At 67.0% G+C, this 18,536-nt stretch carries 14 protein-coding genes; 5 read left to right on the top strand and 9 right to left on the bottom strand.

The window, feature by feature from the left end:
* Position 1 precedes the first annotated feature (1 nt).
* Positions 2 to 3,166, top strand: coding sequence for a multidrug efflux RND transporter permease subunit (locus ASF52_RS16710; protein ID WP_056174411.1), 3,165 nt, complete (start codon positions 2 to 4; stop codon positions 3,164 to 3,166).
* Between the two features lie 75 nt (positions 3,167 to 3,241).
* Here ASF52_RS16710 and ASF52_RS16715 read toward each other — a convergent pair whose 3' ends face one another.
* The 7 genes from ASF52_RS16715 to ASF52_RS16745 all read right to left on the bottom strand — a co-directional run bounded on the left by ASF52_RS16715 (position 3,242) and on the right by ASF52_RS16745 (position 11,183).
* Entirely contained in the window at positions 3,242 to 4,045 is an 804-nt protein-coding gene (locus ASF52_RS16715; protein ID WP_056094958.1) for a succinate dehydrogenase iron-sulfur subunit, read from the bottom strand.
* A 64-nt stretch (positions 4,046 to 4,109) separates the two neighbouring features.
* On the bottom strand, positions 4,110 to 5,924 hold the full coding sequence (gene sdhA, locus ASF52_RS16720) for a succinate dehydrogenase flavoprotein subunit (protein WP_056174413.1): 1,815 nt from the start codon (positions 5,922 to 5,924) through the stop codon (positions 4,110 to 4,112).
* Between the two features lie 31 nt (positions 5,925 to 5,955).
* Positions 5,956 to 6,360, bottom strand: a complete 405-nt coding sequence (gene sdhD / locus ASF52_RS16725) for a succinate dehydrogenase, hydrophobic membrane anchor protein (protein WP_056174415.1) — start codon at positions 6,358 to 6,360, stop codon at positions 5,956 to 5,958.
* An 11-nt stretch (positions 6,361 to 6,371) separates the two neighbouring features.
* Complete coding sequence (gene sdhC / locus ASF52_RS16730; protein ID WP_056174417.1) at positions 6,372 to 6,773, bottom strand: succinate dehydrogenase, cytochrome b556 subunit; 402 nt, start codon at positions 6,771 to 6,773, stop codon at positions 6,372 to 6,374.
* Between the two features lie 169 nt (positions 6,774 to 6,942).
* Complete coding sequence (locus ASF52_RS16735; protein ID WP_056174419.1) at positions 6,943 to 8,262, bottom strand: SLC13 family permease; 1,320 nt, start codon at positions 8,260 to 8,262, stop codon at positions 6,943 to 6,945.
* Between the two features lie 126 nt (positions 8,263 to 8,388).
* On the bottom strand, positions 8,389 to 10,611 hold the full coding sequence (locus ASF52_RS16740) for a glycosyltransferase family 2 protein (protein WP_244473842.1): 2,223 nt from the start codon (positions 10,609 to 10,611) through the stop codon (positions 8,389 to 8,391).
* 71 nt (positions 10,612 to 10,682) lie between these two features.
* Positions 10,683 to 11,183, bottom strand: a complete 501-nt coding sequence (locus tag ASF52_RS16745) for a hypothetical protein (RefSeq protein ID WP_056174421.1) — start codon at positions 11,181 to 11,183, stop codon at positions 10,683 to 10,685.
* A 195-nt stretch (positions 11,184 to 11,378) separates the two neighbouring features.
* On the opposite strand from ASF52_RS16745, the gene argC reads away from it, so the two are divergent.
* Positions 11,379 to 12,317 carry an N-acetyl-gamma-glutamyl-phosphate reductase gene (gene argC / locus ASF52_RS16750; RefSeq protein ID WP_056174423.1) on the top strand — a complete coding sequence of 313 codons (939 nt, stop codon included), beginning with the start codon at positions 11,379 to 11,381 and terminating at the stop codon, positions 12,315 to 12,317.
* 89 nt (positions 12,318 to 12,406) lie between these two features.
* The gene (locus ASF52_RS16755) at positions 12,407 to 13,450 is read left to right on the top strand and encodes a cytochrome-c peroxidase (protein WP_056174425.1); all 1,044 of its coding nucleotides are present in this window, start codon (positions 12,407 to 12,409) and stop codon (positions 13,448 to 13,450) included.
* A gap of 102 nt (positions 13,451 to 13,552) precedes the next feature.
* On the opposite strand, the gene ASF52_RS23010 is transcribed toward ASF52_RS16755, so the two are convergent.
* Positions 13,553 to 13,714: a hypothetical protein gene (locus ASF52_RS23010; protein WP_200927171.1), complete on the bottom strand. Its 162-nt coding sequence runs from the start codon at positions 13,712 to 13,714 to the stop codon at positions 13,553 to 13,555.
* Between the two features lie 290 nt (positions 13,715 to 14,004).
* Between ASF52_RS23010 and ASF52_RS16760 the strand changes: the two genes are divergently transcribed.
* Positions 14,005 to 15,042, top strand: coding sequence for a hypothetical protein (locus tag ASF52_RS16760; RefSeq protein ID WP_056174427.1), 1,038 nt, complete (start codon positions 14,005 to 14,007; stop codon positions 15,040 to 15,042).
* A 61-nt stretch (positions 15,043 to 15,103) separates the two neighbouring features.
* Here ASF52_RS16760 and ASF52_RS16765 read toward each other — a convergent pair whose 3' ends face one another.
* Positions 15,104 to 15,445 (bottom strand): hypothetical protein, encoded by a 342-nt coding sequence (locus tag ASF52_RS16765; RefSeq protein ID WP_056174429.1) that lies wholly within the window; start codon positions 15,443 to 15,445, stop codon positions 15,104 to 15,106.
* A 207-nt stretch (positions 15,446 to 15,652) separates the two neighbouring features.
* On the opposite strand from ASF52_RS16765, the gene ASF52_RS16770 reads away from it, so the two are divergent.
* Complete coding sequence (locus ASF52_RS16770) at positions 15,653 to 18,520, top strand: EAL domain-containing protein (protein WP_082483954.1); 2,868 nt, start codon at positions 15,653 to 15,655, stop codon at positions 18,518 to 18,520.
* Positions 18,521 to 18,536: the final 16 nt, after the last annotated feature.

Consider the following 18,536-nt stretch of genomic DNA (forward strand, 5'->3'; position numbering starts at 1 on the left):
CATGGCTCGTTTCTTCATCGACCGGCCGGTTTTCGCCTGGGTCGTCGCCCTGTTCATTATCCTGGGCGGCGTGCTCTCGATCCCGATGCTGCCGGTGGCGCAGTACCCGGTGATCGCGCCCCCCTCCATCGCCCTGTCGACGGCTTTCCCGGGCGCGTCGGTGGAGAGTCTCTACACCGGCACGACGCGGCTCATCGAGGATGAGCTCAACGGTGCCGCCAACATCATGAGTTTCGAATCCACCACGGATTCGTTCGGCTCCATCAACATCACGGCGACCTTCCAGCCGGGCACGGACCCAGCGCTCGCCTCCGTCGAGGTGCAGAACCGCCTCAAGCGCGTCGAGGCGCGTCTGCCGGCGGAGGTGCGCCAGCAGGGCATCCTCGTCGAGGAAGCCTCGGCCGCGACCCTGAACATCATCACCCTCATCTCCACCGACGGCAAGATGGACGAGATCGGGCTCGGCGACTTCCTGATCCGCAACGTCATCAACGAGATCCGGCGCGTGCCGGGGGTCGGACGCGCGACGCTCTACTCGACGGAGCGGTCGCTTCGCGTCTGGGTCGACCCCGACAAGCTGCGCGGCCTGTCGCTCAGCCCCGACGACGTCGCCGACGCCATCCGCGCCCAGAACGTCCAGATCGCTTCGGGCGCCGTCGGCGCGCAGCCGAGCCCGGTGAAGAACGCCGTGTTCGCCCCGATCATCGTCAAGGGTCAGCTCAACACCGTCGAGGATTTCGGCGCCATCGTCCTGCGGGCGAATTCCGACGGCTCGAACGTGCGCCTGCGCGACGTCTCGCGGATCGAACTCGGCGGCGACGCCTACCAGTTCTCGACCCGGCTCAACGGCGGCGAGGCGGCCGGCATCTCGGTGACCCTGGCCCCCGACGGCAACGCCCTCGAGACCGCCCAGGCGATCCGCGCCAAGATGGAGGAGCTGTCGCAGTTCTTCCCGCCCGGCCTGAAGTGGGACATTCCCTACGATATCACCCCGGCGGTGCAGGCCTCGATCAAGAAGGTCCTGATGACCCTCGTGGAGGCGGTGATCCTCGTCTTCGTGGTGATGTTCCTGTTCCTGCAGAACATCCGCTACACCCTGATCCCCACCATCGTCGTGCCCATCGCCCTCCTGGGAACGGTGACGGTGATGCTGCTCGCGGGCTTCTCCATCAACGTGCTGACCATGTTCGGCATGGTGCTGGCCATCGGCATCCTCGTCGACGACGCCATCGTGGTGGTGGAGAACGTCGAGCGCATCATGAACGAGGAGGGGCTGCCGCCGAAGGAAGCCACCGCCAAGGCCATGGAGCAGATCACCGGCGCCATCATCGGCATCACCCTGGTGCTGGTGGCCGTGTTCATCCCGATGGCGTTCTTCCCCGGTTCGGTCGGCATCATCTACCGACAGTTCTCCATCGCCATGGTGACCTCCATCGGCTTTTCGGCGCTGCTCGCCCTATCCCTGACCCCGGCCCTGTGCGCGACCCTGCTGAAGCCCGTCGAGAAGGGCCATGCCCACGCCAAGGGTGGGTTCTTCGGCTGGTTCAATCGCATCGTCGACCGGGAGACCGCCCGCTACGGACGCGGCGTCGCCTGGTTCATCAAGGCGTCCGGCCGGATCATGGTGGTCTACCTCGCCCTGCTGGCGGGCGTGGCCTTCGCCTTCATGCGCCTGCCCGAAGGCTTCCTGCCCATCGAGGATCAGGGCTTCTTCACCGTCGACATCCAGACGCCCCCGGGCGCTTCGTTCAACCGCACGCAGACCACGGTCCGCAAGGTCGAGGAACATCTGCTGGCCCAGCCGGGCGTCGCCACGGTGACGATGCTCAACGGCTTTTCGTTCTCGGGCCAGGGTGCGAACCTGAGTCAGGCCTTCGTCACGCTGAAGCCGTGGAGCGAGCGCGACGCGTCGAGTTCCGCCGCTGCCCTCGTGGCGGGCACGAACACGGCGCTCGCGGGCTACCGCGACGCCATCGTCGACGCCCAGGAGCCGCCCCCGGTGGACAACCTCGGCAACGCGGCGGGCTTCTCGTTCCGCCTGCAGGACCGGGCGCAGCGAGGCTACTCCGCCCTCACCGCGGCGGAAGCCCAGCTTCTGTCGCTCTCCAGGAAGAGCCCGATTCTCCAGAAGATGAAGATCGAGGGTCTGCCGCCGGCGCCCCAGGCGGAACTGATCATCGACCGGGAGAAGGCCGCCGCCCTCGGAGTGAAGTTCGAGGACATCAATACGACGATCCAGGTCAACCTCGGTTCGGTCTACACCAACGACTTCCCAAACCAGGGCAAGATGCAGCGCGTCTACGTCCAGGCGGAGCAGCTCCAGCGCATGCAGGCCACCGACCTCCTGAGCTATGCCGTGAAGAACGCGCAGGGGGCGATGGTGCCGATGTCCTCCTTCGCCGATCTGAAGTGGGGCATGGGACCGAGCCAGATCGTCGGCTTCAACGGCTACCAGTCCGTGCGCATCACCGGCGAGCCGAACCCGGGCTACACCTCGGGCGATGCCATCGCCGAGATGGAACGCCTGATGCAGCAGCTGCCCAAGGGCTTCGGCTACACCTGGACCGGGCAATCGCTCCAGGAGAAGCTCGCCGGCAGCCAGGCGAGCCTGCTCCTCGCCCTGTCGGTGATCATCGTGTTCCTGTGCCTCGCCGCCCTGTACGAGAGCTGGACGATCCCGCTCTCCGTGCTCCTCGTGATCCCGCTCGGCGTGATCGGGTCCGTGGCGGCGGTGTATCTCCGGGGGCTCCCCAACGACGTCTACTTCAAGATCGGCCTCATCACGATCATCGGACTGTCCGCGAAGAACGCGATCCTCATCGTGGAATTCGCCAAGGACCTGTGGAAGCCTGGCAAGAGCCTCGTCGATGCCACCATCGAGGCTTCGACCCTGCGGTTCCGCCCCATCGTGATGACGTCGCTCGCGTTCATCCTCGGCGTGGTGCCGCTCGCCATCGCCACCGGTGCCGCCTCGAAGAGCCAGCAGGCCATCGGCACGGGCGTGCTGGGCGGCATGATCTCGGCGACCATCCTGGCGGTGCTGTTCGTGCCGGTGTTCTTCGTCGTCGTGATGCGCCTGTTCCGGCGCAAGGACGCGACGGAGGGCATCCAGCCCGAAAACAAGGTCGCCGCCCCCGTGGCGCACCATCCCGCGCCGGCCGAATAGGCCGGCCGGCCCACGAAAAAGGGGCGCGCGGTTCACACCGCGCGCCCCTTTTTCGTTTGGTTCGGTCGGAAGTCCTCAGACTTCGCGGGCGACCATCATCTTCTTGATCTCGGCGATCGCCTTGGCCGGGTTCAGGCTTTTCGGGCAGGCGTTGGCGCAGTTCATGATCGTGTGGCAGCGGTACAGGCGGAACGGGTCGTGCAGAGCGTCGAGGCGCTCGCCGGTGTTCTCGTCACGGCTGTCGATCAGCCAGCGGTAGGCCTGGAGCAGGGCGGCCGGGCCGAGGAAGCGGTCGCCGTTCCACCAATAGCTCGGGCACGAGGTGGTGCAGCAGGCGCACAGGATGCATTCGTAGAGGCCATCGAGCTGGGCCCGGTCCTCCGGGGTCTGCTTCCACTCGCCTTCCGGCGCCGGGGTCTCGGTCTGAAGCCAGGGTTCGATGGAGGCGTGCTGGGCAAAAAAATTCGTCAGGTCGGGGACGAGGTCCTTCAGCACCGGCATGTGCGGCAGCGGGTAGATCCGCACCGCGCCGGTCTTCTTGCCCTTTGCGTGCTCCTGGCACTCGTCGATGCCCATGGTGCAGGCGAGCGCGTTCTGGCCCTCGATGTTCATGGCGCAGGAGCCGCAGATGCCCTCGCGGCAGGAGCGGCGGAACACCAGGGTCGAGTCGACCTTGCTCTTGATCCACAGCAGGGCGTCGAGGACCATCGGTCCGCAATCGTCGCGATCGACCTGATAGACGTCGACGCGCGGGTTCTTCCCGTCATCCGGGTTCCAGCGATAGATCCGGAATTCCTGTAGGTTATTGGCGCCGACCGGACGGGGCCAAGTCTTGCCCTCGGTCATTTGAGAGTTCTTGGGAAGATTGAACTGAGCCATGATTTGGCGTGCCTAATTCCGTCTCAAGAGAATCATCATCGAAAGCAAGTCTGCGACTGCCTCCTCAATACACACGCGCCTTCGGCTCGATGTACTGGATCTCGTTCGACATGGTGTAGGTGTGGACCGGACGATAATCGATGCTGACCTGCTTGGACGTGTCATCCATCCAGGCGAGTGTGTGCTTCATCCACTCCTTGTCGTCGCGATCGGGGAAGTCCTCTCGGGCGTGGGCGCCGCGGCTCTCCTTGCGGTTGGCCGCCGATTCCATGGTGACGACGGCCTGGCCAATGAGGTTGTCGAATTCCAGGGTCTCGAGCAGATCGGTGTTCCAGATCAGCGAGCGATCGTTGACGTGAATGTCAGCGACGCCAGAGGCGACCTTGTGGATCAGGGCCTTGCCCTCTTCCAGAACTTCGCCCGTGCGGAACACCGCGCAGTTGTTCTGCATGGTCTTCTGCATCTCGGCGCGCAGCTCCGAGGTCGGGGTTCCGCCATCGGCATAACGGAACCGGTCGAGGCGGCTCAGGGCCTTGTCGGCGGAGTCCTTGGGCAGATCCATCTGGCGGCGGCCCGGCTCGACGATCTCGGCACAACGGAGACCGGCGGCCCGGCCGAACACCACGAGGTCGATGAGTGAGTTGGAGCCGAGTCGGTTGGCGCCGTGCACCGAGACGCAGGCCGCCTCGCCGAGCGCCATCAAACCCGGTACCACCGTGTCGGGGTTGCCGTTCTTCAGGGTCAGCACCTCGCCATGATAGTTCGTCGGGATGCCGCCCATGTTGTAGTGCACCGTCGGCAGCACCGGGATCGGCTCCTTGGTGACGTCGACGCCCGCGAAGATCTTGGCGGATTCCGAGATGCCCGGAAGGCGCTGGTGAAGGATCGCCGGGTCGAGGTGGTCGAGGTGCAGGTAGATGTGATCGTTGCCCTTGCCGACGCCGCGCCCGGCCCGGATCTCCATGGTCATGGACCGCGAGACCACGTCGCGGGAGGCCAGGTCCTTCGCCGAGGGGGCGTAGCGCTCCATGAAGCGCTCACCCTCGGAATTCGTCAGGTAGCCGCCCTCGCCGCGCGCGCCCTCGGTGATGAGGCAGCCGGCGCCGTAGATGCCCGTGGGGTGGAACTGCACGAACTCCATGTCCTGCAGGGGCAGGCCGGCGCGCAGCACCATGGCGTTGCCATCGCCCGTGCAGGTGTGGGCGGAGGTGGCGGAGAAGTAGGAGCGGCCGTAGCCGCCCGTGGCCAGGATCGTCTGCTGGGCACGGAAGCGGTGGATCTCGCCGGTGGCCTGGTCGATGGCGATGACGCCGAGGCAGCGGCCGTCCTCATCCATGATGAGATCGAGGGCGAAGTACTCGATGAAGAAGTTGGTGTTGTTCTTCACCGCCTGCCCGTAGAGCGTATGCAGCATGGCGTGGCCGGTGCGGTCGGCGGCGGCGCAGGTGCGCTGGGCGGTGCCCTTGCCGTAATCGGTGGTCATGCCGCCGAAGGGCCGCTGGTAGATCTTGCCCTCTTCCGTCCGGGAGAAGGGCACGCCCCAGTGCTCGAGTTCGTAGACGGCGGCCGGCGCGTTGCGGACGAGGTACTCGATGGCGTCCTGGTCGCCGAGCCAGTCCGAGCCCTTCACGGTGTCGTACATGTGCCAGCGCCAGTCGTCGGGGCCCATGTTGCCGAGCGAGGCCGAGATGCCGCCCTGCGCCGCGACCGTGTGCGAGCGGGTCGGGAACACCTTCGAGATACAGGCCGTACGCAGGCCCGCCTGGCTGCAGCCGACCGTGGCGCGCAGGCCCGCGCCGCCGGCTCCGACGATGACCACGTCGAAGGTGTGGTCGTTTATGGTGTAGGCGGGCGCGCCGTTCGATCCGTTGCTGGCCATGGACGATGTCCTTATCGGTTTGCGGATGCGGTCAGACGAGGCGGGCGAGGCTCACGCGCAGGATCGCGTAGAGACACGCCACCGCGACGGCGACGGCGTAGGTCGTGTTGGCGAACAGGGCCGCGAACTTCAGGCCCTTGTCGTGGACGTAATCCTCGATGACGACCTGCATGCCGATGCGCATGTGCAGGGTCACCGAGATCACGCCGCCGATGAGGATGAGGGCCGCGGCCGGATGCGACACGAGGGCAATGGCCTCGGGGTAGGGCCGCCCGGCCATCAGGGCGATGATGACGATGAAGCCGATCATCAGCGGCACGTTGGCGGCGGCGGTGACGCGCTGCTGCCACCAGTGTCCGGCCCCGTGCCCGGAGGCGCCGAGCCCCTTCACGCGGGAGCGGGCGGTGCGGAGCGAAGTCTTTGCGGTCTGGGCCATGGGTTCGGTCCTCAGCGCACGAGAAGGGCGACGGCCCAGATCGCGACGGTGGCGATCACGGAAGCGATGAGGGTTCCGCGCGCCAGCCACATCCGCCGCTCGCGGTCGAACCCGTGGCCGACATCCCACACGAAGTGGCGCAGGCCCCCGAGCATGTGGTGCATCAGGATCCAGGTGTAGACGAACAGGACGAGCCTCCCGATGAGGGAGCCGAAGAACCACGCCACCCAGCCGTAAGCCGCCGGGCCGGACGCCAGGGCTACGAGCCAGATCGCCACGAGGGCGGTGCCGCCGTACAGCGCCGTGCCGGTGATGCGGTGGAACACCGACATCGCCATGGTCCAGGTCCAGCGGTAGATCTGGAGATGGGGCGAGAGGGGCGCTGTGACCGTGGGTCGGACGGTGGGAGCCATCGTGTTCCGAATTCCTCGATGGTGGGTTGAGGCGCCGCCTTGGCGCTGCAGTGCAAAAAGATTTTGGATCGTCTCTAATCTGCCCGCGGCCCGGCGCCAATGCGCAACCCGCGACGGCGGAACGGGAGTGGCGACATTGTCCTCGGATCGTAAGTCGGGCGCGAAGCCCTCATGGCAACCTCCCGAGGGCCCGCCACCAGAGGTAATCCAGCGGTGCGACGATGAGCAGCGATACAACCCCGAGCGTAAGGGTCAGCTTCGTCGCGGCGCGCAGGGGCACCCGGCCGAGATCCATCGCCACCACGATGGGCGGTGCCTGGTACGGCAGGAACAGGGTCGCGTAGCCGATCACCTGGATCATCACCACGCTGTAGAGATCGAGGCCGCTGACGCGCGACATCTCGCCGGCCAGAGCGGTGTAGAGGGCCGGTGCGCCGTTGGCCGTGACCACCAGGGCCAGAGCCGCGCTGATGCCGGTCAGGATGCCGAAATTGTAAGCGGGCGCGTCGGGCGCCAGGGGCGCCACGGCCAGGAGCGCATGGCCGAGGCTGTCTCCAAGGCCGGTGGCATTCACCGTGGCGACGAGACCGAGCAGCGCCGCGACGTAGAAGCAGGTGCGCAGGTTCACGGAAGCGAAGGCTTCGGCCGGCATCACGCCGATCCGCGGCATCAGGCAGATCACCGCCGCCGTGAGACCGATCCAGGCCGGCGCGATGTGGTGCAGGCTGTCCGTGACCCAGAAGCCGAGGGTGGCGAGGAGAATGACGGCGAGGCGTCGCGCCTCCGGCGTCATCGGTGCGACGGCGAGGGCACCGGCATCCACGGCCGTGAGCCGATCCGGAAACAGCCGAACGATACAGGCGACCAGGATCGCGCCCTTTACCAGGGCCAGCACCGGGGCGTGCAGGAGGAGGTAGGGCAGGTAGGCGAGGTGCAGGCCGTATTGGGCCTCGGCCGTCCCGGCCATGACGAGGTTCGGCACGTTGGCCGGCAGGATCGCGGCGGACAGGATCGGCGTCGCGACGCCGACGGCCAGAACCGCGCCGTGGCGTCCGGGCCGCCCGGGACCGAGGCCGTAGGCATCGCACAGCGCGAGCACCACCGGGACCAGCAGGGCGACGCGTCCGAGATTGGACGGCATGACGAACGCGATCCCGAAGGCGAGCGCCACGAGGCCTGCGATGAAGCCGGTGTAGGATCCCGACAGGTGTCCCGAGAGGCTTCGCGCCAGACGATCCCCGAGGCCGGTACGGGTCATGGCGAGGCCCACCACCATGCCGCCAAGCACGAGCCAGAACGCGGAGGAGGCGAAGCCCGAGAACACCACGTTCGGGGGCGCCAGGCGGAACAGCATCGCCAAGGCGAAGAACAGCAGGGCGGTGACGATCTCGGCCACGCGACCGGTGGCCCATAGGCCCATGCAGATCACGAGCAGGGCGCCGGTCAGCCAGACCGTCGCATCGCCCCCCAGGGTGTGAAGTATCTGCATGCCGAACTTCCGGTGGCGGGACGCACGCCACGCGTCGCCAGCCGGCGAACAGAACCGCGAATTAGACTGGTTCGCAATTCGGGAGTCCGGGACCGAGCCTTCGCGCCAGCCGAAGGCCAAACGCAGTCAGAACCGTGCTGGGTCCAGCTCGAAGGTCGGCGGCAGCGCCTCGAACCACGGGCTGTAGAACGGATCCTGCGGGATCTTTCTCGCCCAGCGGGTGCGAAACCGTTCGTGCTCGGCCGGATCGACGGTGCGGGCGCGATTGCGGCTCTCGTAATGGTAGAGTTCGGCCTGAGCGCAGTACACGATCCGCCGGCCCTGCTCCCACAGGCGAAGGCACAGATCGATGTCGTTGTAATTGACGGCGTAGGCCTCATCGAAGCCGCCGAGCCCCGCGAACGCATCCTGCCGCACCATCAGGCACGCGCCCGTCACCGCGAGGTAGTTGCGGTTGCCCACCGTCGAGAAGAAGTGCCCGGGATCGTCGCCAGGGTAACCGCGACGGACATGGTCGGGCGTGGCGTCGACGATGGAAACGCCGGCGTGCTGGATCTCGCCGGTCTCGAACAGCAGCTTCGGTCCCACCGCGCCGACGCCGTCGATCTGGAGCAGCGCCAGCATCGCTTCGATCCAGTCGGGGGTGATCACCGCGACGTCGTCGTTGAGAAACACGAGGATTTCCCCCGTGGCGACGCTGGCCCCGAGGTTCATCTTCGCCGCGACGTTGAAGCCGGGCTCCGCGTAGGTGATCCGCCGCGCGTCGTACCGCTGCAGGGCCGCCAGGGTCGCGGGGCGAAGGTCGCCGTTGTCCACGACCACGATTTCGATGTCGCCGTAGGTGCTCGTTCGGCGGATGCTGGCGAGACATTCGGCCAGGAGATCGACGCTGCGGCCGCCGACGGTACTGTCGCGCCCGGCGCTCGGGATCACGAGGGAGACGCGCGGCGCGCCGACGATCTTGCGGCGCAGGAAGAAGCAGCCGGCATAGGGGGAGGGGCGGACGTGATCGAGGGTGCCGGTGCGGCGCGCCCGGTCTTCGAGACCGCGCACGGCCGCCGCGATGACGTAGTCCTTGTTGTCCATGGTCTGGGCGGTGGAGCCCGGAATGGCGCGCCAATGGTAGAGCACCTTCGGCACATGACGGACGTTTCGGACGTGTTCGGTGTAGCGCAGTGCGAAGTCGTAATCCTGGGCGCCGTTGCACTCGTCGCGGAACCCGCCGATGCGCCCGACGATGTCCATGCGGTAGAGGGCGAGGTGTGCCGTGTACATGCACGCCTCCAGGGCCTCGGGCGACCAGTCGGGCTTGAAGAAGGGATCGTAGCGGACGCCCTCGACGGAGATCTTGTCCTCGTCGGAGTAGAGGAAGTCCACGCTCGGGTCCTCGTTGAGGACGCAGACGAACTCGTAGAGCGCGTTGTCGGGGATCGCGTCGTCGTGGTCCATGAGCGTCATGTACGCGCCCGTCGCCAGGGCCATGGCGTCGTTGGAGGCCGCCGCGATGCGCCCGTTGTACCGGCGCCGGTGGAGCTTGATCCTGGGATCGGCGTCGGCGAAGGCCTGCAGCATCGGCCAGACGTGCGCGCTCGGCGAATTGTCGTCGCAGAGGCAGAGTTCCCAGTTCTCGTAGGCCTGCGCCCGCACGGAGGCGATGGCGGCTTCGAGCCAGACCTTCGGTGTGTCGTAGACCGGCATGACGATGGAGATGCGTGGTGCGAACCCGAACCCGGTGACGGCCGCCCGCATGGCGGGCACGGACAGGCGACTCGGCGTCTCGACCGCCTCGATCCAGGCGGCGTAGGAGGCCGGCACCGGGCGCGGCTTCGCGCTGTCGAGGAAATCGCGCCACAGGGCACGGGCCGGGCGGCGCCGGATCAGTTCCACGACGCGGGCGACGAGGCGGGGGAGGGGACGCTCGGCGGCCGGCAGACGGGCCACGAGACGCCGGATGATCTCCGCGTAGGCGGCCGGCACGCCGAGGTGGTCGAAGGTCACATGGCCGAGGGTGAATCCGCCGGCCCCGCTCAGGGGGTCGAGACGCAGGCCGCGCACTCGGCGCGGCAGCCGCACGAGGTTGTCGATCCCGGCCTCGCCCCGCTCGAGGGGAATGGTCAGGCTTTCCCGAAATCCCTTGCCGTCGTCGACATAGAGGAGCGGCACGAGCTTGGTACGGCCCAGCGGAGCGAGGTCGGCCCGGATGCGGACCCAACCGCCGCGATGGCGACGCCGGCCGGCGGGGGGCAGGATGCGAAAGTAAGGGTCCGAGCCGACAGCACGCCACGCCCCGGCCGCGTCGGACACGATCTGATGGACGGGGTCGAGGCGGCAGCGCACCGGTCGCGACACGTGAGGAGCCTTTCCGCGGGCGATGAAATCGCCCGTGGTCTAGGCGCCGCATGCCGGTACGGCAATCGGGCTCAGGCGTGGAGCGCCCGCGCGAGTTCGTCCTTCGACATCTTGGAGCGACCGGGGATGTTCTTGTCCCGGGCCTTTGCGAGGAGATCGGCCTTGGTGTGCCCGCCGGCGTCACGCGCCGTCGCGGCCTTCTTCGCCACGTCGGCGGGCTGCTTCGAGTGCTGCCGGCCTTTCGCCGAGTCCGCGCGCTTCTTCTCCGTCGACCGGGCGTACTCGCCGTCCGACAGCTTTTCCCGGGCCGCCTTCGGCAGGTAGCGCTCGCCGGTCTCGCCGCTCTTCCTGCCGGATTTCGTGTCCCACTCCTCCTCGGTCCACTCCTTGAGATGGTTGTCCGACGATTTCTTGCCGGCATAGCCGCCGCCGGCGTCCTTGTAGGCTTTCGTTGCGGCCTGAGCCTTGCGGGCCGACCATTGGCCCGGCTTGCCGCCCTTGTCGGATTCGGTGACCTCTTTCTTCACCTTTTCCCACAGGGCGGGATCGGTCTTCTTGGCGGTGGCGGACATGGTCGCATTCCGAATGACTGGATTCCGAAAACCAACCGGATGGGCAGCCTTGCGTTCCGTGCAGGGCAGCGCATCCACAACTGTCATGAAACCGTCCTTTGGCCCGGCGATAGCATCGCCTCGACAAGGCGGCCGCCAAGTCGCATCACGCGTGGCGACGGACCGGACGGACCGACGGTGAGGAACGAGACGGCAATGAGCGAGCGCGGCGCGGAGCACAAACCCACGGTCTTCATCGACGGCGAGGCTGGCACCACCGGTCTCGGCATCCGCGAACGCCTGGAGCGCGAGGGCCGCGTCGCCCTGAAGAGCATTCCGCACGAGAGCCGGAAGGACATCGCCGTCAAGCGCGCGCTGATGGAAGCCGTCGACCTCGTCGTGCTGTGCCTGCCCGACGACGCGGCGCGCGAGACCGTGGCGCTGGCCGATGCCATGCCGAGCGGCGGACCGCGCATCCTCGATGCCAGTACCGCCCACCGGGTCGATCCGGCCTGGGCCTACGGGTTTGCCGAACTCACCCCCGACCAGCCTGCGCTGATCCGGCGATCCCGCCGGGTGGCGAATCCCGGCTGTTATCCCACGGGCGCCATCGCGCTGATCCGGCCCCTGGTGGAGGCCGGACTGATTCCCTCCGACACGCCCCTGAGCATCAATGCGGTCAGCGGCTACAGCGGCGGCGGCAAGGGCATGATCGAGACCTACGAGGCGGGGGAGGGCGCGGCGTTCCAGCTCTACGGACTCGGCTTCGCGCACAAGCACCTGCCGGAGACGCAACGCTACGGTGGACTGACCCGGCGGCCGATCTTCATTCCGTCCGTCGGCAATTTCCGCCAGGGCATGCTGGTGAGCATCCCGCTCCACCTCGACACGATCCCCGGCAAGCCGCGGGCGGCTGCCCTCGAGGCGGCGCTTCAAACCTACTACGCCGGATCCGACTTGGTCACGGTGATCCCGGGGCCTCATGCCGAACGCCTGGAGCCGGAAGACCTCAACGACACCGATCGTCTCGAATTGCGAGTGTTCGGCGCCGAAGCCCATGCACACGCGGTCCTCGTCGCGCGCCTCGACAATCTCGGCAAGGGTGCGTCCGGCGCCGCGGTCCAGAACATCGGGCTGATGCTGGGGCTCGACTGAGATCGGCCCCCGAGACAACGGCTGGCGGCCAACCGGAGACGTTTTGTTTACTTCCGCGCGGTAGCCTGTCGCGGGCTCAGGAGATTCCAATGCGTTGGAAGGTCGGCGGTGCCTGCGCGGTCGCGGCGCTGGCCGCCTATATGGTGAATCAGGCGACGGGCACAATTCCCGTGCCGGCCCAGGCCGTTGCGGCCCCGGCGGATGCGCGCGCTGCGTTCCAGACCCGGGAGGCAGTGGTTTTCCCCGCCTCCAATCCGTACAGCGCCGAGAAGGCTGCCCTCGGCCAGCGCCTGTTCTTCGATCCGATGCTGTCCGGCGCCGGATCGATGTCCTGCGCCTCGTGTCACGATCCGCAGAAGGCGTGGGGCGAGAACCGGCCGCGCGGGATTGGCGAGGTCGGCATGCCGATGAAGCTGCGGACGCCAACCCTGCTGCACGTGGCGACGGCGCCAATTCTCGGTTGGGACGGAAAATTCCGCTCCCTGGAGAACGTCACGTTCACGCCGATCAGTTCGCCCGTGGTGATGAATTTGCCTGAAAGCGTCCTGATCCAGCGCCTGCGCGGCGACGCCGGTTACGTACAGGACTTCGCAGCGGCCTTCCCCAATGGGGCGATCACCCGCGCCACCATCGAGCAGGCCCTGGCCACCTACCAGCGCACGATCCAGCCCGGCCTCTCGGCCTTCGATCGCTGGATCGCCGGGGATGCGCGCGCGATCTCGCTCCGGGCCCAGGACGGGTTCCGGCTCTTCACCGGTAAGGCGCGCTGCGCCGAGTGCCATAGCGGGCCGGCCTTCACCGATGCATCGTTCCACGATATCGGCGTCGGTCAGGGTGAGGATATCGGACGCGGCGCCTTCTTTCCGTCGTCGCGCATGCTGCGCTACGCCTTCAAGACGCCGACCCTCCGGGATGTCGCCATCCGCGCGCCCTATATGCACGACGGCTCGGTGGCGACCCTCGAAGCTGTGATCGACCTCTACGACCGCGGCGGCATCGATCGGCCGAGCCGGGCGGCCGATGTTCGGCCCCTCAACCTGACGGCGTCCGAAAAGGCCGATCTGCTCGCCTTCCTCAAGACGCTGACGAGCACCGACCCGGCCCCGAAGTTCGAGCCTTCCCCCCGCAACTGATCCGCCCGCCGTGGATCGATCCCACGAGCCTCGCGTCGGCCCGTCGGGTACGACCATGCCTGTGTGAGCGCGCGCCGGCGGGAGAGCATGGGTGAGCGTGCGTCAGCGCGCGAGCGGTAGACCCGATCCGATCAGAACGAGGCCCGCGAGCAACAAGCGACCGCTCCACAGTTCGTAATGGTCCGTCCGGTCGGGCGTCCGGGTGGACGCGTAGGACAGGGCTCCCCCGGCGAACAGGCTCGCGGCACTCAGGATGGCGATCATCGGCAGGGGTCTCCGGCTGTCACGACCCCGACACGCTGAACCAGGGCCGGTTACCGAACCTTAACGGCCAAGCTCCGTTCCCAAAAGCATCGTCACGAATGGTTTCCGAGTCACCCCGGAACGTCTGTCGATTCTCCACCGAATACCGGCGGCGGCGTTAACCAATGGGTCATGTTTATTAACAAAATCCTTCCACCCTCCATCGAAACTACGTAAGTTCGCTCTTGCCGGGGCCGACCTCCCCCGTGCCCTTCCTTAACTTCCCATATTGTTCGCAAGGGTGTTTCTCCATGCGTATTGCGAGTGCACGGTTGCCGCGCCCGGCAGCCTGGACGGCTGCATTTTGTCTGAGTCTGACGGGCGTCGGCGCGGCCGAGGCGCACGTGAAGTGGTTCTGTGCCTACGACGTCGTCGGAGCACCGCGCGGCCTCGAGACGGTTCTGTGCGAGAATTTCGAGAAGCTCGCGGCTCTCTCCATCCTCGCCCTCGTGGTGGGGGGCCTTTTCGAGGGCACCGTTCTCGGGGCGGCCCTGACCCGTTCCCTCGACCGGGTCACGGCCTGGGCGCGAGCGAACACCGAATTGATGTTCCGGGCGGTGGGCGGTGGGTTCTTCGTTGCCCTCTGGGCCCTGGGCGGCATCATTCTGACGCCTGAACTCACGACCACGAATCCGATGCTGTCGTGGCTGCAACTAGCCATCGCGGTAGGTTTCCTGTGGCGCGCCACCCTGCCGTTCTCGGCCGCCGGCATCGTTGCGCTGTTTGTCATCGCGGCGAGCCAGTACGGCGCGTTCCACCTCGCCGATTATCCGGTCTTCCTCGGGTTCGCGGCCTATCTCGCCCTCACGGCCTTTCAGCGCGATCTGTTCGGCCTGCGCCCCCTCGACGTCCTGCGCTACGCCGCCGCCATCACCCTGATGTGGGCGTCCGTCGAGAAGTGGGCCTATCCCCACTGGACCTTCCCGCTCTTCATCGAGCACCCGGCCATGACCATGGGTTTCGACGGCGAGTTCTTCATGAAGGCCGCCGGCGCGGTGGAATTCGTCCTCGCCTTCGCGCTGATCTGCACACCCCTCGTGCGCCGGATTTCCGCGATCCTGCTGGCCGCAGCCTTCGTCTCGGCAATCTTCGAGTTCGGCAAGATCGACGCCATCGGGCACGCCCCGATCATCGTCGCCATGGTCGCCATCGCCGCCGACAACGTGACCGCCCCCCAACGCCTGCGCAACCTGGTGATCATGCCGGTGGGCTACGCCGCTGCCCTCGCGGGTTTCATCGGACTCTATTACGGCGCTCACGCCGTCCTCTACGGATCGACCATCCTCTGAAGCACTGACACTGCCCGAACGACATCGTGCCGGCGCCTTTCCTCAGGCGTCGGCCTCGGCGTCAATCGACCTGCACCGTGAGTTTCATCTTCGGATGGATGCCGCATAGAACCGCAAAGGTTCCGGCGACGGGAAACACGATCCTGGCCTTCTCGCCGGGCTCCTGGTCGCCGGAGTCGAAGGTGAACTCGGGCGAATCGACATAAGCGTGATGGAGTAGGTCGGCGTCGTCGTTGAGGACTTGTACGGTCTCGCCGCGCTTGATCACGAGGGCGGCCGGCTGGAAGGCGCGCCCCTTCTGCGACACCTCGTGGACGCGCGCACCGATAGCCGTGACCGCGATCGCAGTCGTCCCCACGCCGACCATGGCCATTATTGCAGCCAAGCGAAGCAGTGCGTGCATAAGGTCTCCGATCAAGCAGGCGGCAAACCGCTAGAAAAAACGGGCATTGGGAAGTGGAAAGTGAAGCAGCACACTCCCACGGGGGCGGTAAAAACGCGGTTAAGAATTTAAGCGAAACGGATCTTCGCAAGGTGACCTTAACCTGTGGCTGCCAGAGCTTCAGTCTCCATGCCGAGACCCGTAACTTCGGCGACCGGAAACCTGTCGATGAGTCCCCCTCCGAACGCTTCTGCTCACCGGCGCGTCCGGTCGCCCCGAGCCGCATTCGAACGCGTCGGGCAGATGCTCGGGACCATCCGTGGCCGCATCACCGTCGCGTTCATCATCACCAGTACGATCACGGCGGTCCTCGGCCTGTCCGCCGCGTCCAGTATCCGGCGCGCGGACGAACTGGTCACCCGGACCTTCGACAACTCGCTCATGTCGATCAACTATGCACGCGCCGCCGCCGCGGACTTCGCCGGGATGCGTGCTGCGGATGCGCGCCGCTGGACGACAACCGATGTCGCCATGCGCAACGCCCTTAATCAGCGCGTCGCCGCCCTTCGACAATCCTACACGGAAAGCCTCGAGATCGCCGTGGACCGGGCCCAGTCGGTCCGCGCGAGCCGGGCCGCCGTCGCGGTGGCGGGCGCCGTCGAGGAATGGCTCGACGCGCGCCTGAAACTCTCGGACGGTCCGGGACAGACGATGGCTTGGGCGACCCTCGATCGGCACGCCGTGGCGGCGGAAGAGAACTTCGATCTCCTCATCAACTACACCGCCGGCGATGGCTTCACCTATCGGCAGGAGGCCCGGGCCGTCGTCGCGCGCGAGACGATGCTCAACCTCATCGGGACCTTCATCGCCATCCTGTTGTCCGGGACGGTCTCCTATGCCTTGGGCCGTCGCATCATCCGTCCCCTCGCCGACGCATCCCAGGTCGCATCCCGCATCGCGGCGGGCGATCTCAGCGGTGCCATTCCCGCCGGCAGCGCCGACGAGGTCGGTCGTCTCCTCGCCTCCATGGGCGTGATGCGCGACAACATCCGAAGCGCCATGGAGCAGGAGGTCGCCCAGCGCCTGACCGCCGAAGCCCATCTCGCCGATGCGCTCGAAACCTCGAAGGAGGGGATCGTGGTGGTCGATGCGGACGGGCGCGTCACCCTCACCAACGGTCAAGCGGAATCGTATCTCGGCGTCGCGCCCGGTTCGCTCCCGCCCGGCACAACCGTGGCGCAGCTCGCCGCGGCATCCCCGGACCCGGCCAACCTCGCCCGCGCCTTGCTGCATCCCTCAGACGAACACGGCGAGCACCGCCTCGGCGACGGCCGCTGGCTGCGGATCGGCCGAAGCCGGACCCTGGACGGCGGATTCATGGCCGTACTCAGCGACATCACCCTGCTCAAGGATCAGGAATCCCGCCTCGTCTCGACGAACCTACGCCTGGATACGGCTCTCGACAACATGTCGCATGGCCTGTGCATGTTCGACGCCGACGGGCGGCTGACGGTGGTCAACCGCCGCTATTGCGAGATCTTCGATCTGCCTCAGGATGCCGCGATCCTCGGCCTCCGGCACGAGGCCCTCGTCGCCCTGGGCGGCGTCGCCGCCCTCGGTCAGGAAAGCGCACTGAGCAGCGAGGTCGGGACGATCCGGGGGAGGGATCTGAAGCATCTCAAGAACGGCCGGATCATCGCGATCTCGCACAAGGCCGTCGCCGGCGGCGGGATCGTTGCGACCTACGAGGATGTGACCGAGCGTCGTCAGGCGGAAGCGCGCATCGCCTTCATGGCCCGTCACGATGTGCTAACAGGCCTGCCGAACCGTTCGGTCTTCGTCGAACGCATCGACGAAGCCCTGGCCCATCTCGGACGCGGCAGCCGATTCTCCGTGCTCTGCCTCGACCTCGACCGGTTCAAGGAGGTCAACGATACTCTCGGGCATCCGGTGGGCGACGCGCTTCTGCGTGCCGTCGCCGAGCGCTTGAGCGCCTGCGTGCGCGAGGTCGACACGGTGGCGCGCCTCGGCGGCGACGAGTTCGCCATCATCCTCTGCGACATCCGTCGCCCGGACGATGCGACGATCCTTGCCCGCCGCATCGTCGAGGTGCTCAGCGCACCCTACACCCTCGACGGGCATCAGGTCAGCGTCGGCGTCAGCATCGGCATCTGCTTCGCACCGGGCGACGGCACCACCTGCGACAAGCTCCTGAAGAACGCCGATGTCGCCCTGTACCGCGCCAAGGCCGATGGCCGGGGGACGTGGCGGTTCTTCGAGATCGACATGGACATCCGCCTCCAGGCGCGGCGGGCCCTCGAACTCGACCTACGCGAAGCCCTGGCCAACGGCGAGTTCCAGCTGCACTACCAGCCGATCTACGATTTCCGGGCCGGGCGCATCGGCGGGTTCGAAGCCCTGGTGCGCTGGATCCATCCGACGCGCGGCCTCGTCTCCCCGGGCGAATTCATCACGATCGCCGAGGAGATCGGTCTCATCGTGCCGCTCGGCGCCTGGTGCCTGAAGACCGCCTGCGAGGAGGCCATGCGCTGGCCCGACGGCATCAAGGTCGCGGTCAACGTCTCGGCGGTGCAGTTCCGCGACGAGATCGTCGTCGCCTCCGTGCGCGAGGCTCTGACCGCAAGCCGGCTTCCCCCGGCGCGCCTCGAACTCGAGATCACCGAATCGGTCCTGCTCAAGGACAACGTCGCGACGCTGGCGACCCTGCACGCCCTGCGCCGCCTCGGCGTGCGCATCGCCATGGACGATTTCGGGACCGGCTACTCGTCCCTGAGCTACCTGCGCAGTTTCCCCTTCGACAAGATCAAGATCGACCAGTCCTTCGTGCGCGACATCACCCCCGATTCCGATTCCGGCCTCATTGTCAGGGCAGTGATCGGGCTCGGCGCGAGTCTCGGCATGCGCACGACCGGCGAAGGCATCGAAACGCAGACGCAGTTCGATCGCCTCAAGGCTGAAGGGTGCGACGAGGGACAGGGTTACCTCATCGCCAAGCCCGGCCCGGCCGCCACCGTGCCCGAGGTGATTGCGCGATGGTCGGATACACGCTCGCGCTCCGCTCGGGCCGTGGCCTGAGGCGAGACGGGACGAG

Origin of the sequence: Methylobacterium sp. Leaf112 (assembly GCF_001423295.1) — a bacterium.
GTDB lineage: Bacteria > Pseudomonadota > Alphaproteobacteria > Rhizobiales > Beijerinckiaceae > Methylobacterium.

Bases quoted from the DNA above. Each gene is read 5' to 3' on its own strand.
- ASF52_RS16710 (WP_056174411.1), top strand. From the start codon at position 2: ATGGCTCGTTTCTTCATCGACCGGCCGGTTTTCGCCTGGGTCGTCGCC.
- ASF52_RS16715 (WP_056094958.1), bottom strand. From the start codon at position 4,045: ATGGCTCAGTTCAATCTTCCCAAGAACTCTCAAATGACCGAGGGCAAG.
- sdhA (WP_056174413.1), bottom strand. From the start codon at position 5,924: ATGGCCAGCAACGGATCGAACGGCGCGCCCGCCTACACCATAAACGAC.
- sdhD (WP_056174415.1), bottom strand. From the start codon at position 6,360: ATGGCCCAGACCGCAAAGACTTCGCTCCGCACCGCCCGCTCCCGCGTG.
- sdhC (WP_056174417.1), bottom strand. From the start codon at position 6,773: ATGGCTCCCACCGTCCGACCCACGGTCACAGCGCCCCTCTCGCCCCAT.
- ASF52_RS16735 (WP_056174419.1), bottom strand. From the start codon at position 8,262: ATGCAGATACTTCACACCCTGGGGGGCGATGCGACGGTCTGGCTGACC.
- ASF52_RS16745 (WP_056174421.1), bottom strand. From the start codon at position 11,183: ATGTCCGCCACCGCCAAGAAGACCGATCCCGCCCTGTGGGAAAAGGTG.
- argC (WP_056174423.1), top strand. From the start codon at position 11,379: ATGAGCGAGCGCGGCGCGGAGCACAAACCCACGGTCTTCATCGACGGC.
- ASF52_RS16755 (WP_056174425.1), top strand. From the start codon at position 12,407: ATGCGTTGGAAGGTCGGCGGTGCCTGCGCGGTCGCGGCGCTGGCCGCC.
- ASF52_RS23010 (WP_200927171.1), bottom strand. From the start codon at position 13,714: ATGATCGCCATCCTGAGTGCCGCGAGCCTGTTCGCCGGGGGAGCCCTG.
- ASF52_RS16760 (WP_056174427.1), top strand. From the start codon at position 14,005: ATGCGTATTGCGAGTGCACGGTTGCCGCGCCCGGCAGCCTGGACGGCT.
- ASF52_RS16765 (WP_056174429.1), bottom strand. From the start codon at position 15,445: ATGCACGCACTGCTTCGCTTGGCTGCAATAATGGCCATGGTCGGCGTG.
- ASF52_RS16770 (WP_082483954.1), top strand. From the start codon at position 15,653: ATGAGTCCCCCTCCGAACGCTTCTGCTCACCGGCGCGTCCGGTCGCCC.